The organism is Neisseria sp. RH3002v2f, assembly GCF_014596375.1.
GTDB lineage: Bacteria > Pseudomonadota > Gammaproteobacteria > Burkholderiales > Neisseriaceae > Neisseria > Neisseria cinerea.
Map to the genome: position 1 here is coordinate 62235 of NZ_MAYZ01000026.1, position 13340 is coordinate 75574.

Annotated in this window: 15 protein-coding genes; 13 read left to right on the top strand and 2 right to left on the bottom strand. The window is 50.7% G+C overall.

The window, feature by feature from the left end:
* Positions 1–5: 5 nt before the first annotated feature.
* Together rplM and rpsI are read left to right on the top strand one after the other, a co-directional pair.
* Positions 6–437 (top strand): 50S ribosomal protein L13, encoded by a 432-nt coding sequence (gene rplM, locus BBW69_RS09730; protein WP_002215010.1) that lies wholly within the window; start codon positions 6–8, stop codon positions 435–437.
* Between the two features lie 9 nt (positions 438–446).
* The gene (gene rpsI / locus BBW69_RS09735; protein ID WP_003677242.1) at positions 447–839 is read left to right on the top strand and encodes a 30S ribosomal protein S9; all 393 of its coding nucleotides are present in this window, start codon (positions 447–449) and stop codon (positions 837–839) included.
* Positions 840–994: 155 nt separating this feature from the next.
* Here rpsI and BBW69_RS09740 read toward each other — a convergent pair whose 3' ends face one another.
* Positions 995–1924 carry a LysR family transcriptional regulator gene (locus BBW69_RS09740; RefSeq protein ID WP_188211175.1) on the bottom strand — a complete coding sequence of 310 codons (930 nt, stop codon included), beginning with the start codon at positions 1922–1924 and terminating at the stop codon, positions 995–997.
* Positions 1925–2054: 130 nt separating this feature from the next.
* On the opposite strand from BBW69_RS09740, the gene BBW69_RS09745 reads away from it, so the two are divergent.
* From BBW69_RS09745 to rmuC, 6 genes are all read left to right on the top strand, one after another.
* Positions 2055–2804 (top strand): Nif3-like dinuclear metal center hexameric protein, encoded by a 750-nt coding sequence (locus BBW69_RS09745; RefSeq protein ID WP_107961052.1) that lies wholly within the window; start codon positions 2055–2057, stop codon positions 2802–2804.
* A gap of 122 nt (positions 2805–2926) precedes the next feature.
* Positions 2927–3508: a ubiquinol-cytochrome c reductase iron-sulfur subunit gene (gene petA / locus BBW69_RS09750; protein ID WP_003677246.1), complete on the top strand. Its 582-nt coding sequence runs from the start codon at positions 2927–2929 to the stop codon at positions 3506–3508.
* A gap of 18 nt (positions 3509–3526) precedes the next feature.
* Complete coding sequence (locus BBW69_RS09755) at positions 3527–4876, top strand: cytochrome bc complex cytochrome b subunit (protein ID WP_003677248.1); 1350 nt, start codon at positions 3527–3529, stop codon at positions 4874–4876.
* A gap of 14 nt (positions 4877–4890) precedes the next feature.
* A complete protein-coding gene (locus BBW69_RS09760; protein WP_188211176.1) occupies positions 4891–5679 on the top strand; it encodes a cytochrome c1 in 789 nt (262 codons plus the stop codon).
* A gap of 243 nt (positions 5680–5922) precedes the next feature.
* Positions 5923–6285 carry a hypothetical protein gene (locus BBW69_RS09765; protein ID WP_111727382.1) on the top strand — a complete coding sequence of 121 codons (363 nt, stop codon included), beginning with the start codon at positions 5923–5925 and terminating at the stop codon, positions 6283–6285.
* A gap of 234 nt (positions 6286–6519) precedes the next feature.
* The gene (gene rmuC / locus BBW69_RS09770) at positions 6520–8304 is read left to right on the top strand and encodes a DNA recombination protein RmuC (protein ID WP_188211177.1); all 1785 of its coding nucleotides are present in this window, start codon (positions 6520–6522) and stop codon (positions 8302–8304) included.
* Between the two features lie 204 nt (positions 8305–8508).
* Here the strand turns inward: rmuC and BBW69_RS09775 are convergent, their stop codons facing one another.
* Positions 8509–9141: an MBL fold metallo-hydrolase gene (locus BBW69_RS09775; protein WP_188211178.1), complete on the bottom strand. Its 633-nt coding sequence runs from the start codon at positions 9139–9141 to the stop codon at positions 8509–8511.
* A gap of 90 nt (positions 9142–9231) precedes the next feature.
* Here BBW69_RS09775 and BBW69_RS09780 point away from each other — a divergent pair, with 90 nt between their 5' ends.
* The 5 genes from BBW69_RS09780 (at position 9232) to ptsP (ending at position 13328) form a co-directional block, all read left to right on the top strand.
* On the top strand, positions 9232–10056 hold the full coding sequence (locus BBW69_RS09780) for a DNA ligase (protein WP_188211179.1): 825 nt from the start codon (positions 9232–9234) through the stop codon (positions 10054–10056).
* Positions 10057–10125: 69 nt separating this feature from the next.
* Positions 10126–10689: a hypoxanthine-guanine phosphoribosyltransferase gene (locus BBW69_RS09785; RefSeq protein ID WP_188211197.1), complete on the top strand. Its 564-nt coding sequence runs from the start codon at positions 10126–10128 to the stop codon at positions 10687–10689.
* An 88-nt stretch (positions 10690–10777) separates the two neighbouring features.
* Positions 10778–11215 (top strand): PTS sugar transporter subunit IIA, encoded by a 438-nt coding sequence (locus BBW69_RS09790; protein ID WP_188211180.1) that lies wholly within the window; start codon positions 10778–10780, stop codon positions 11213–11215.
* Positions 11216–11283: 68 nt separating this feature from the next.
* A complete protein-coding gene (locus BBW69_RS09795) occupies positions 11284–11553 on the top strand; it encodes an HPr family phosphocarrier protein (RefSeq protein ID WP_003677272.1) in 270 nt (89 codons plus the stop codon).
* Complete coding sequence (gene ptsP / locus BBW69_RS09800; protein ID WP_188211181.1) at positions 11553–13328, top strand: phosphoenolpyruvate--protein phosphotransferase; 1776 nt, start codon at positions 11553–11555, stop codon at positions 13326–13328. Before BBW69_RS09795 ends, ptsP begins: the two co-directional genes overlap by 1 nt.
* The last annotated feature ends 12 nt before the right edge of the window (positions 13329–13340 follow it).

The following is a 13340-nucleotide window of genomic DNA, read 5'->3' on the forward strand; positions in this document are numbered from 1 at the left end:
CCACTATGAAAACCTTTTCAGCGAAACCCCACGAGGTGAAGCGCGAATGGTTCGTCATCGATGCTCAAGACAAAGTCTTGGGTCGCGTTGCAGCCGAAGTCGCCAGCCGTTTGCGTGGCAAACACAAACCTGAATACACCCCCCACGTTGACACCGGCGATTACATTATCGTCATCAACGCGGACAAACTGCGTGTAACCGGTGCCAAATTCGAAGATAAAAAATACTTCCGTCACTCCGGTTTCCCGGGCGGTATCTACGAACGCACTTTCCGCGAAATGCAAGAGCAATTCCCGGGCCGCGCTTTGGAACAAGCCGTAAAAGGCATGTTGCCTAAAGGTCCACTGGGTTACGCTATGATTAAAAAACTGAAAGTGTACGCTGGTGCAGAACATGCCCATGCCGCACAACAACCCAAAGTTTTGGAATTGAAATAAGGACGCGACATGAACGGTAAATACTACTACGGCACAGGCCGCCGCAAAAGTTCAGTGGCTCGTGTATTCCTGACTAAAGGTACAGGTCAAATCATCGTAAACGGCCGCCCCGTTGACGAATTCTTCGCACGCGAAACTAGCCGAATGGTTGTTCGCCAACCCTTGGTTCTGACTGAAAACACAGAATCGTTCGACATCAAAGTCAATGTTGTCGGCGGTGGTGAAACCGGTCAATCCGGCGCTATCCGTCACGGCATTACCCGTGCCCTGATCGACTTCGATGCCGCGTTGAAACCTGCCTTGTCTCAAGCCGGTTTCGTTACTCGCGATGCCCGCGAAGTTGAACGTAAAAAACCGGGTCTGCGCAAAGCACGCCGTGCAAAACAATTCTCCAAACGTTAATGTTGGAAATTCAAAAAACCCTGCTTATCGCAGGGTTTTTTATTTGTAACAAGCGGTTTCCCATTGGTAATCTAAAGATTACGGATTGAGCAAAAATCAAAAACAGTACATGAAAAAATAGAAAAACTGCCCGGGTATGGTTTGAACAAGGGAAATCAGACCGGTTCCAACTCACTTAATCCGGGCAAGTCCGTGAAGCCGCGTTCACGTATGATTTGGCAAAAGTTGTTCAGATAACTTTTATCTGTGTCTTCAGTGCGGATAGCGGCATACAGTTTGCTTTGCAGTCCGTCGTCGGTAATCTGCCGGTGAACGACATAGCCTTTTTCAAGATAGGGCATAACGGTCCAGTAGGGAAGGGCGGCGATTCCCCTTCGGCTGGCAACCAGTTGGATAATGGCAATGGTCAGTTCGCTGTGCCGGCGCGGTGGGTTGATGTTTTTCGGAATCAAGATTTTTTTGGGCAAATCCAGCATTTCATCGGGAACGGGATAGGTAATCAGGGTTTCCCCGATAAAGTCTTCCGCCGTCCAAACGTTTTTGGCGGCAAGCGGATGGTCCGGTGCGCAAATACCGACCATTTCGTAGGCAAACAGCGGTTGGAAAGAAATACCGTTTTGTTTTTCCGCTTCGGAAACAATGGCAAGATCGGCGCGGTGTTGCAGCAGCAGTCCGATAGGGTCCGCTTGGAATCCCGATACGATATCCAATTCGATTTGGGGCCATATCGGGCGGAATTCACCCATTGCGGGCATGAGCCAGTCGAAACAGGTATGGCATTCGACGGCAATCCGCAATTCTCCTGCCTCTCCTTCTATAATGCGTGCCAAATCACGTTCTGCATCGGTAACTTGAGGCAACAGGTCGTGAGCGAGGCGTAACAGTCTTTCTCCAACCGGGGTAAAGCGCAAAGGTGTGGATTTTCGTTCGAACAACGGTGCGCCGTAGTGGTTTTCAAGCATACGGATTTGGTGGGAAAGTGCAGATTGGGTAAGGAAAACCCGTTTGGCGGCAAGGGAGACGCTTCCGGTTTCTTCAAGTGCCAGTAGGGTCTTGAGGTGGCGCAGTTCGATGATGGAATCCATGAGGTTTCAGACGGCATATTGAACAGGCGCATATTAAAATAATTCATATGCGGGTGCAAATCGGAAAAATGTGAACTCCGGACATTTTGCGATTAGAATGCCCGCTTGTTTAAAGCGATTAGGAAAAAAGATGGTATTGCGCAGGGATTTTCTGACTTGGTGTAATGAAACATTGCAGACAGCATTGTTTAAAGATTATGCCCCCAACGGTTTGCAGATTGAAGGGAAAGAGTATATCGGTAAAATTGCCACATCGGTAACTGCAAGCAAAGCGGCAATTGATTTTGCCGCGGAACAGAAGGCAGATTTGCTTCTGGTTCATCACGGCATGTTTTGGAAAAACGAGTTGCCGACCATTACCGGTTGGAAAAAAGAACGGATTGCCGCGTTACTGGGTAATGATATCAATATGGCGGCTTACCATTTACCACTGGATGCGCATCCTGAATTAGGAAATAACGCCCAACTCGCTGAAAAACTCGGTTTTACAGTCGAAAGGCGTTTTGGCGAACAAAACCTGCTTAACTCAGGAAGCCTGAAACAAGTCAAGACACTTGGTGCATTGGCTGTCCATATTGAAGCAGTTTTGCAGAGGAAGCCGGTCGTTATCGGCGATTTGAGCCGTGAAATCAGAAAGGTTGCATGGTGCAGCGGGGGGGCGCAGGGTTTTTTTCAGACGGCAATAGACGAAGGTGTCGATTTGTATTTGACGGGGGAAATCTCTGAAGCCCAATACCACCTTGCCAATGAAACGGGTACGGCTTTTGTTTCTGCAGGGCATCATGCGACGGAACGTTACGGCGTACAGGCATTGGTGGAGGCGGCGGCAGGAGTGTTCGGATTGGAAGTGTGTCATTTTGATGAGGGTAATCCAGCTTGATTATTGAGAAATATCATAAAACTTTACCTTATTTTAAATAATGCTTTGAGTATCACTGCAAACTGGGTAAAATTGCAATGTTTAATGGCTCGGTATTCCCAAAATATTAGGACGACTGAATAATGGATAATCAAGAAATCAATAACGGCCGCCGCCGTTTCCTGACACTTGCGACCTGCGGCGCAGGCGGAGTGGCAGCATTGGGTGTGGCAACGCCGTTTGTGGCCAGTTTTTTTCCTTCGGAAAAAGCTAAGGCCGCCGGTGCTGCCGTCGAAGTGGATGTCAGCAAAATCGAAGCGGGTCAGATGTTGACTGCTGAGTGGCAAGGCAAACCGATTTGGGTGGTCAACCGTACGGATCAACAGCTTAAAGACCTGAAAAGCCTGAACGGCGAAGTGGCCGATCCCAATTCCGATGTGGAACAACAGCCGGAATACGCTAAAAACGAGACACGTTCGATTAAACCGAACATTCTCGTTGCCATCGGTATCTGCACTCACTTGGGCTGTTCTCCGACCTACCGTCCCGACATTGCACCTGCTGATTTGGGTGCGGGCTGGAAGGGCGGCTTTTTCTGCCCCTGCCACGGTTCGAAATTCGACATTGCAGGCAGGGTGTATAAAGGTGTTCCTGCGCCGACCAACTTGGTCGTACCGCCTTACAAATATCTGAGCGATACTACCATCTTGGTGGGCGAAGACTGAGAATAAGGAACGATAATTATGGCAAACCAAACCAATAGCAAAGCAAAAGCATTGTTAGGCTGGATGGACGCTCGTTTCCCCCTGTCTAAGATGTGGAATGAGCATTTGGCTCAATACTACGCACCAAAGAACTTCAACTTCTGGTATTACTTCGGCTCTTTAGCCTTGCTTGTCCTCGTGATTCAAATCGTCAGCGGTATTTTCCTGACTATGAACTACAAACCGGACGGCAACCTTAACGCCTACCATCTGCCTGCTGCCTTTACCGCAGTAGAGTACATCATGCGCGACGTGTCCGGCGGTTGGATTATCCGCTACATGCACTCCACCGGCGCATCTTTCTTCTTCATTGTTGTTTATCTGCACATGTTCCGTGGTTTGATTTACGGTTCGTACAAAAAACCCCGTGAGTTGGTGTGGATTTTCGGTTCCCTGATTTTCTTGGCATTGATGGCGGAAGCCTTTATGGGCTACCTGTTGCCTTGGGGTCAAATGTCCTTCTGGGGTGCGCAGGTAATTATTAACCTGTTCTCCGCCATCCCTGTTATCGGTCCTGATTTGTCCACTTGGATCCGCGGCGACTTCAACGTTTCCGACGTTACCCTGAACCGCTTCTTTGCCCTGCACGTTATCGCGGTACCTCTGGTATTGCTCGGCTTGGTTGTGGCGCACATCATCGCCCTGCACGAAGTAGGTTCTAACAACCCTGACGGCGTTGAAATCAAGAAAAACAAAGACGAAAACGGTATCCCGCGCGACGGTATCCCATTCCATCCTTACTACACCGTTAAAGACATCTTGGGTGTCGTTGTATTCCTGATTGTTTTCTGTTCCGTGTTGTTCTTTGCACCAGAAGGCGGCGGCTACTTCCTCGAAGCGCCGAACTTCGATGCTGCGAATGCGCTGAAAACACCTCCGCATATTGCGCCGGTATGGTACTTCACTCCGTTCTACGCCATTTTGCGTGCGATTCCCTCGTTCTTGGGAACACAGGTATGGGGTGTAATCGGTATGGGTGCGGCAGTTGTACTGATTGCCCTGTTGCCTTGGCTGGATAAAGGCGAGGTTAAATCCGTCCGCTATCGTGGCCCGATCTTTAAAACCGCATTGGTTCTGTTCATCATTGCCTTTATCGGTTTGGGTATTTTGGGTGCGATGGTGGCAACTGATACGCGTACTTTGGTTGCGCGCATCCTGTCCTTCGTTTATTTTGCATTCTTCCTGGGTATGCCGTTCTATACCAAACTGGATACCAACAAACCGGTTCCCGAACGTGTAACCATGAGTACCGCCAAACAGAAAATCATGTTTTTTGTTTATGTAGGCATTACGGCGGTTTGTGCATATCTGTTTGCAACCAACATCTGATGAGGGCAGTCGAAATGAAACAAGTTATGAAAAACTGGTTTGCTGCCTTACTGTTGGCAGTACCCATGAGTGCGGCATTTGCTTCGGGCGGTCATGCACACTATGAGAAAGTCGATATCGATTTGCGCGACCAAGTAAGCTTGCAGCGCGGCGCACAAATCTTTACCAACTACTGTCTGTCATGTCACTCGGCAAGCGGTATGCGTTTCAACCGTTTGAAAGACATCGGTTTGACTGACGAAGAAATCAAGAAAAACCTGATGTTTACCACCGATAATGTCGGCGATGTGATGCATGCTGCAATGGATCCTAAAGATGCGGCAAAATGGTTTGGTGCTGCTCCGCCCGATTTGACGTTGATTGCGCGTTCCAAAGGTGCAGATTACCTTTACGCCTATATGCGCGGATTCTATAAGGATCCTACGCGTCCGAGTGGCTGGAACAATACCGTATTTGATAAAGTCGGTATGCCTCACCCGCTGTGGGAGCAACAAGGTGTTCAAGCCGTTGAGTTGGATGCTAAAGGTCAACCCGTTATGATTAAAGACGAGCATGGCAACCTGACTCCTAAGCTGTATTGGGAATCTACCGGTTTGCACAGCCGCCGTCTGCCTAACGGCAAAGTCATCCAAAAAGAGTACGATACTTACGTACGCGACTTGGTCAATTACCTTGTGTACATGGGCGAACCTGCTCAGCTGCAACGCAAACGTATAGGCTATATCGTGATGATTTTCCTATTTGCGGTTATGCTGCCTTTGGCGTATTTCCTGAAAAAAGAATATTGGAAAGACGTACACTAAGTGTTTGGAACAAAAGGGCAAATCCTTTAGGGTTTGCCCTTTTTGCATGCTTCGGCCCTTTGGGAAAGTCAGCACCCGTATGCCGTCTTAACATACCTGCAACATTTCAGACGGCATCATTACATAATTGCCATGGCTTAGGACAACGACAATGTATTAATGACGGATATAGAACTGGAGGAGATCTTAAAATGGGTAATGAAAGAACTATTTTTGAATTAAATAAAGCGAAGGAGAAATAAAATGAAAATAAGATTTTTATTCTTAATACCCTCAATCTTATTGCTTACAAGCTGTAGTGGATGGTTTCAACCACTTCCACCACATGATCGTTGGCGCTTACATAATGCAGATGCATTATTCCCTGAATCAGATCCTAATGTTTTAACTAAATATGTTGATAGAAAAGAAAAAGATATGAAGGATTGCGGTATGGATTTTGTTACCGGTGAAAGTGATAATCCGGAGGTAAATCTTTGTTTAGAGAAAAAAGGCTGGTATTTAGAAGGTGGACCAATCTGTGAAGAAAAAACAATGTGGAATAGACCTGCATGTATTCAATGGCGAAAAAAACATAGCAAACCTGATGCTAAGCCTTGGCAGTAATTAACAAAGGTGCTTACTAAAAATGTCAGACATCGGGAACTTAATCAGGGTTTGTGGCAGATTGATATTGAATTAGGAAAAGGTCTGAAACCGTAAGCAGCATGGTAAGGCGATGTCGAACAGGTTTAAAGCCAATCCGCTATATTTTTTGGAGCTATGTCGAACAAACAGGTAGAATCGGAATAAGCGGCAGTTTTGTCCGGTGTGAAAAATGTTTGAATATTAGGATGATTTATGGAGCTGATGACTATGTTGCTATTGCTGGCGGCTTTGCTGTCAAGCGTGTTGTTTACATGGTTACTGATGAAGAGCCGGTTTCAAGGTGTATTAGCCGTATTGAACGCGCAATTGGCGGAAAAGGCAGCAAGATGTGATTTTGTTGAACAGGCACACGCAGAAATGGCATCGGAATTGGCCGTTTTGGATGGGAAATACGAGCATTTGCAAGACGAAAATTATGCTTTGGGCAACCGTTTTTCCGCAGCCGAAAAGCAGATTGCTTATTTGCAGGAAAAAGAGGCGGAATCGGTTCGGCTGAAGCAGTCGTATATCGATTTGCAGGAAAAAGCTCAGGGTTTGGCGGTTGAAAACGAACGTTTGGCAACGCAGCTCGGACAGGAGCGGAAGGCATTTGCCGACCAATATGCGCTGGAACGCCAAATCCGCCAAAGAATCGAAACCGATTTGGAAGAAAGCCGCCAAACTGTCCGCGACGTGCAAAATGACCTTTCCGATGTAGGCAACCGTTTTGCCGCAGCCGAAAAACAGATTGCCCATTTGCAGGAAAAAGAGGCAGAGGCGGAGCGGTTGAGGCAGTCGCATATCGATTTACAGGAAAAGGCACAGGGTTTGGCGGTTGAAAACGAACGTTTGACAACGCAAATCGAACAGGAACGCCTTGCTTCTGAAGAGAAGCTGTCCTTACTGGGCGAGGCGCGCAAGAGCTTGAGCGATCAGTTTCAAAATCTTGCCAACACGATTTTGGAAGAAAAAAGCCGCCGTTTTACCGAGCAGAACCGAGAGCAGCTCCATCAGGTTTTGAACCCGTTAAACGAACGCATCCACGGTTTCGGCGAGTTGGTCAAGCAAACCTATGATAAAGAATCGCGCGAGCGGCTGACGTTGGAAAACGAATTGAAACGGCTTCAAGGATTGAATGCGCAGCTGCACAGCGAGGCAAAGGCCCTGACCAACGCGCTGACCGGTACGCAGAATAAGGTTCAGGGCAATTGGGGCGAGATGATTCTGGAAACGGTTTTAGAAAATTCCGGCCTCCAGAAGGGACGGGAATATACGGTTCAGGCAGCATCTGTCCGTAAGGAGGAAGACGGCAGCACACGCCGTTTGCAGCCGGATGTCTTGGTCAACCTGCCGGACAACAAACAGATTGTGATTGATTCCAAGGTCTCGCTGACGGCTTATGTGCGCTACACGCAGGCTTCAGATGCGGATACGGCGGCACGCGAGTTGGCGGCGCATGTCGCCAGCATCCGTGCGCACATGAAAGGTTTGTCATTGAAGAATTACACCGATTTGGAAGGTGTGAACACATTGGATTTCGTCTTTATGTTTATACCTGTCGAGCCGGCGTACCTGCTGGCGTTGCAGCATGACGCGGGATTGTTCCAAGAGTGTTTCGACAAACGGATTATGCTGGTCGGCCCCAGTACGCTGCTGGCAACTTTGAGGACGGTGGCGAATATTTGGCGCAACGAACAGCAAAATCAGAACGCACTGGCGATTGCGGACGAAGGCGGCAAGCTGTATGACAAGTTTGTCGGGTTCGCCCAAACGCTCGAAAGCGTCGGCAAAAGCATCGATCAGGCGCAAAGCAGCTTTCAGACGGCATTTAAGCAACTTGCCGAGGGGCGCGGGAATCTGGTCGGCCGCGCCGAGAAGCTGCGTCTGTTGGGTGTGAAGGCAAACAAGCAGCTTGCACGCGATTTGACCGAACGTGCCAATGAAACAACGGCGTTGTCGGAATCTTTGGAATATGCGGCAGAAGATGAAGCAGTCTGACTTGTGCGGAAAAGGTTGTTTCAGCCGGAGCGGGAATGCCGAAAGCGCGGCGTAACTGTACCGGTTCTGATTCGGGGTTTGTTTGAAGTACTTACCAAAGCCTTGTCCGGCGAGGTACAACGGCAAGGCAGCGGTTGTCTGAGCCTTTTGCGTTTCAGACGGCATCAGTGAAGATGATGCCGTCTGAAGACTTTGGGAAGTCGGTTAGAAAAACGGATTGTGCCGCTTTTCGTGTCCGATGGAAGTCATACGCCCGTGTCCGGCGACAACTTGCACGGTTTCGGGGAGGGCGAATAATTTGTTGCGGATATTATTGATTAAGTCGGCGTGGTTGCCACGCGGAAAATCGGTTCTGCCTATGGTTTCGTAAAACAGCACGTCGCCCGCAATCAGCAATTCCGCCTCGGCACAATAAAAGACGACATGTCCCGGCGTATGACCCGGAATATGCAGCACTTGAAAGGCATAGCGTCCGACCGTGAGCGTTTCGCCTTCTTCGAGCCAACGTGTCGGCGCAAAGGCGGGCGAGACGGGAAATCCGTATTGCGCGGTGGTTTGCGGCAGCGATTGGAGCAGGAATTCATCGTCCGGATGTGGCCCGAGGACGGGAACGTTACGCGTTTTCAGCATCTCGACCACGCCGCCTGCATGATCGAGATGGCCGTGTGTCAGCCAGATTGCCGTGAGCGTAAGTTTGCGGTTTGCCAACTCTTGCAGCAGGAACGGCACGTCGCCGCCGACATCGGTCAGGACGGCTTCGCCGCTTTCGTCGTCCCAAATCAGGGTGCAGTTTTGGCGGAAGGGGGTAACGGAGAGGATTTCGTAACATAGGGTCATAGCGTGTTCCTAAACGGTTTTTCAGACGGCATCGGGTTTACCGTTTATTTTATGGCGGTTTGCCGCCTGTTTTGATATTGGGGGAATCAGATGATTAAGAAGACTATCAGGGGCATCATACCGATTTTTACGGCGGTTTTCATCCCTGCATCGGCAGGCGCGGCGGATTTGATGCTGGCGCAGGAATACAAAGACCAAGAGATTGCAGGCTGGGCGATGAGCGAGAAACTCGACGGCGTGCGCGCGTATTGGGACGGAAAGCACCTGATGAGCCGTCAGGGGTATGCGTTTGCTCCGCCCAAAGGTTTTACCGCGCAGTTTCCGCCTTATCCTTTGGACGGCGAATTGTATAGCGGACGCGGTCAGTTCGAGCAGATTTCTGCCGCCGTGCGTTCTGCTTCTTCAGACTGGCGCGGTATCCGCCTGCACGTTTTCGACGTACCCAAGGCGCAGGGCAACCTCTACCAACGTTTGGCAGTCGCAACGCAATGGCTGAAAACGCATCCGAACGCGCCGATTACCATCATCCCGCAAATCAAAGTGCGCGACCGGCAGCACGCGATGGATTTTTTGAAACAAATCGAAGCGCAGGGCGGCGAAGGCGTGATGCTGCGCCAGCCCGAATCCCGTTATATCGGCGGCAGGAGCAGCCAATTATTGAAGCTGAAAAGCCAATACGACGACGAATGCATGGTAACGCGGCACTATGAAGGCAAAGGGCGCAATGCCGGACGGTTGGGTGCGGTCGGCTGCAAAAACCGGCACGGCGAATTCCGCATCGGCAGCGGCTTCAAAGACAAAGACCGCGACAACCCGCCCAAAATCGGCACGCTGATTACCTACCGTTACCGTGGCTTTACGCAGAAAGGTACGCCGAAATTTGCCACATTTGTGCGCGTGCGTACCGACCGCTGAGCAGGACAGTTCAGACGGCATCCGATACTTTGGTTTATAATTTTTCTTTTACCGACAGATTTTGACATGATGACCGATTTAGAAACCAAACGCCTTGAAACACAGGCGATGCTTGAAAACGCCGATCTTTTGTTCGACCAAGGCCAATGCCGTGCTGCACTGCAAAAAGTGGCGGACGAGATTACGCGCGATTTGGGGGATAAATATCCGTTGCTTCTGCCCGTGATGGGCGGGGCGGTGGTGTTTACGGGGCAGTTGCTGCCGCTGTTGCGCTTTCCGTTAGATTTTGATTATGTTCATGTTTCCCGTTACGGCGACAAGCTGGAGGGCGGCGCGTTCAACTGGAAACGTATGCCCGATGCGGAACAAATCCGAGGCAGGCATGTGGTTGTGTTGGACGATATTCTGGACGAAGGGCATACGATGTCCGCCATTCAAGTCAAACTTTTGGAAATGGGTGCGGCAAGCTGCCGTTCGGCGGTGTTCGCCAACAAGCTGATCGACAAACCCAAGCCTATCCGAGCCGATTATGTCGGACTGGATGTGCCGAACCGTTATGTTTTCGGTTACGGCATGGATGCGGCAGGCTGTTGGCGCAATCTAGGCGAGATTTACGCACTGAACGGCAAATAGGCAGGCATGCCGTCTGAATGTTTTTCAGACGGCATAACGTTTATACGGCAGGTTGGCAGAAGAATTATAAACAGGACGCATATACACCATGATAGGGCTTTTAATCGTTACACACGAAACCATAGGCGAAGCCTACCGCAAGCTGGCACATCATTTTTTCCTAAGCGGGATGCCTGAAAACGTCCGCATACTCGGCGTGCAGCCGACGGAAGACCAAGACGACATCATCAACAACGCCATTGCCGCGCTTCAGGAATTTCCCGACAACGACGGCGTGCTGATTATGACCGATATTTTCGGTGCGACCCCCTGCAATGCGGCCCGCCGCCTTGTACGCGAAAACAAATCGGCCATTCTGACCGGCCTGAATGCGCCGATGATGATTAAGGCCATCCAACATTCTCCGGAGGCGGAAGACCTTGCCGCCTTCACCGAGAGTGTCAGGGAGGCCGCCGTCAGGGGAATTTTCGCCATTATGTCCGCACCGGACGATTTGGTGTGCAGGAAAAACCATGATGCCGCCTGAAGGAGCGGCAGGACAAGAAAACATTTTAAACGGCGTCTGCTGCCGATATACATAAAACGGGAATCGAAATGCTCAAACAATCCATCGAAATCATCAACAAACTCGGACTTCACGCCCGTGCCTCCAGCAAATTCACCCAAACCGCGTCTCAGTTTCAAAGCGAAGTCTGGGTAACGAAAAACGGCAGCCGCGTCAACGGCAAAAGCATCATGGGTTTAATGATGCTCGCCGCCGCCAAAGGTACCGTCATCGAGCTGGAAACCGACGGCTTGGACGAAGCCGCCGCCATGAAGGCATTGACCGACTTAATCAACGACTACTTCGGCGAGGGCGAATAATGAGTATCGTGCTGCACGGTGTCGCCGCGGGCAAAGGCATCGCCATCGGACAAGCCCACCTGATTACGCGCGGCACGGCTGAAGTGCCGCAATACGACGTTTCAGACGAGCTCATCGACACCGAAGCCGCCCGTTTCGATGCCGCCATCAAAGCCACGCGCAAAGAGTTGGAACAGCTGCGCAGCGCGATTCCCGAAAACGCCCCGACCGAATTGGGCGCGTTTATTTCGCTGCACCTGATGCTGCTGACCGATGTAACCTTGTCACGCGAACCCGTCGATATTTTAAAAGAACAAAAAATCAACGCCGAATGGGCGTTGAAACAGCAGAGCGACAAACTTGCCGCTCAGTTTGACGGCATAGGCGATGCCTATTTGCGCGAACGCAAGCAGGATATGCTGCAAGTCGTCCAGCGCATCCACAACAACCTGGTCGGGCAGGGTAACGATTTAAATGTTGCCGACAACCTGTTTGACGAAACCGTGCTGATTGCGCACGACCTTTCGCCTGCCGATACGGTTTTGTTCAGGGAGCAGCGGATTGCCGCTTTTGTAACCGATGTCGGCGGTCCGACCAGTCATACTGCGATTTTGGGCAGGAGTTTGGATATTCCTTCCGTCATCGGGCTGCACAACGCGCGCAAACTGATTACCGAAGGCGAAACAGTTATCGTCGACGGTATCAACGGCGTGTTGATTATTTCGCCGGACGAGTCGGTGTTGAACGAATACCGCCGCCGTGCCCGCGAATACCGCAGCCACAAACGCGAGTTGAACAAGCTCAAAAAGACCGCCGCCGCCACCGCCGACGGGGTCTGTATCGAGCTTTTGGGCAATATAGAATCAGCCGAAGATGTCAAATTGCTGCACAATCTCGGCGCAGACGGCATCGGGTTGTTCAGGAGCGAGTTTCTTTACCTGAACCGCGATACGATGCCGTCTGAAGACGAACAGTATGAAGTTTACAGCTCGATTGTCAAAAAAATGAAAGGCAAAAGCGTTACCATCCGAACCGTTGATTTAGGCGTGGATAAAAACCCCCGCTGGTTCGGTCAAAACGCCACCCCCAACGGCAGCCTCAACCCCGCACTGGGCATGACCGGCATCCGCCTGTGCCTTGCCGAACCGGTCATGTTCCGCACGCAGATGCGCGCCATCCTCCGCGCCGCCGCCCACGGCCCCGTGCGCATGATGTGGCCGATGATTACCTCCTTGTCCGAAGTGCGCCAATGCCTGATTCATTTGGACACCGCCCAGCGGCAGCTTACCGAGCGCGGTGAAGCCTTCGGCGATGTCGGTGTCGGCTGCATGATTGAAATCCCCTCGGCCGCGTTGACCGTAGGCAGCATTTTAAAACTGGTCGATTTTATTTCCATCGGTACCAACGACTTGATTCAATACATCTTGTCCGTCGACAGGGGCGACGACAGCGTCAGCCACCTCTACCAGCCCGGACATCCTTCCGTGTTGAAAATGCTGCAACACGTCATCCGTACCGCCAACCGTATGGAAAAAGACGTATCCGTGTGCGGCGAAATGGCGGGCGATACGGCGTTTACCCGCATCCTGCTCGGTATGGGGCTGCGCCGTTTTTCGATGAACCCCAACAATATCCTGTCGGTCAAAAACATCATCCTGCACAGCAATGCCGGACAGCTTGAAGGTGATACCGCGAAAGTCATCCGCTGCGAGGACGAGGAAAAGTCGGAAAAACTGATTAAACAAATCAACAGTGTGTCTGTCGAGGAAGAGGGCGAAGCCAAAGTGCGGAAATAAATATTGTTGACA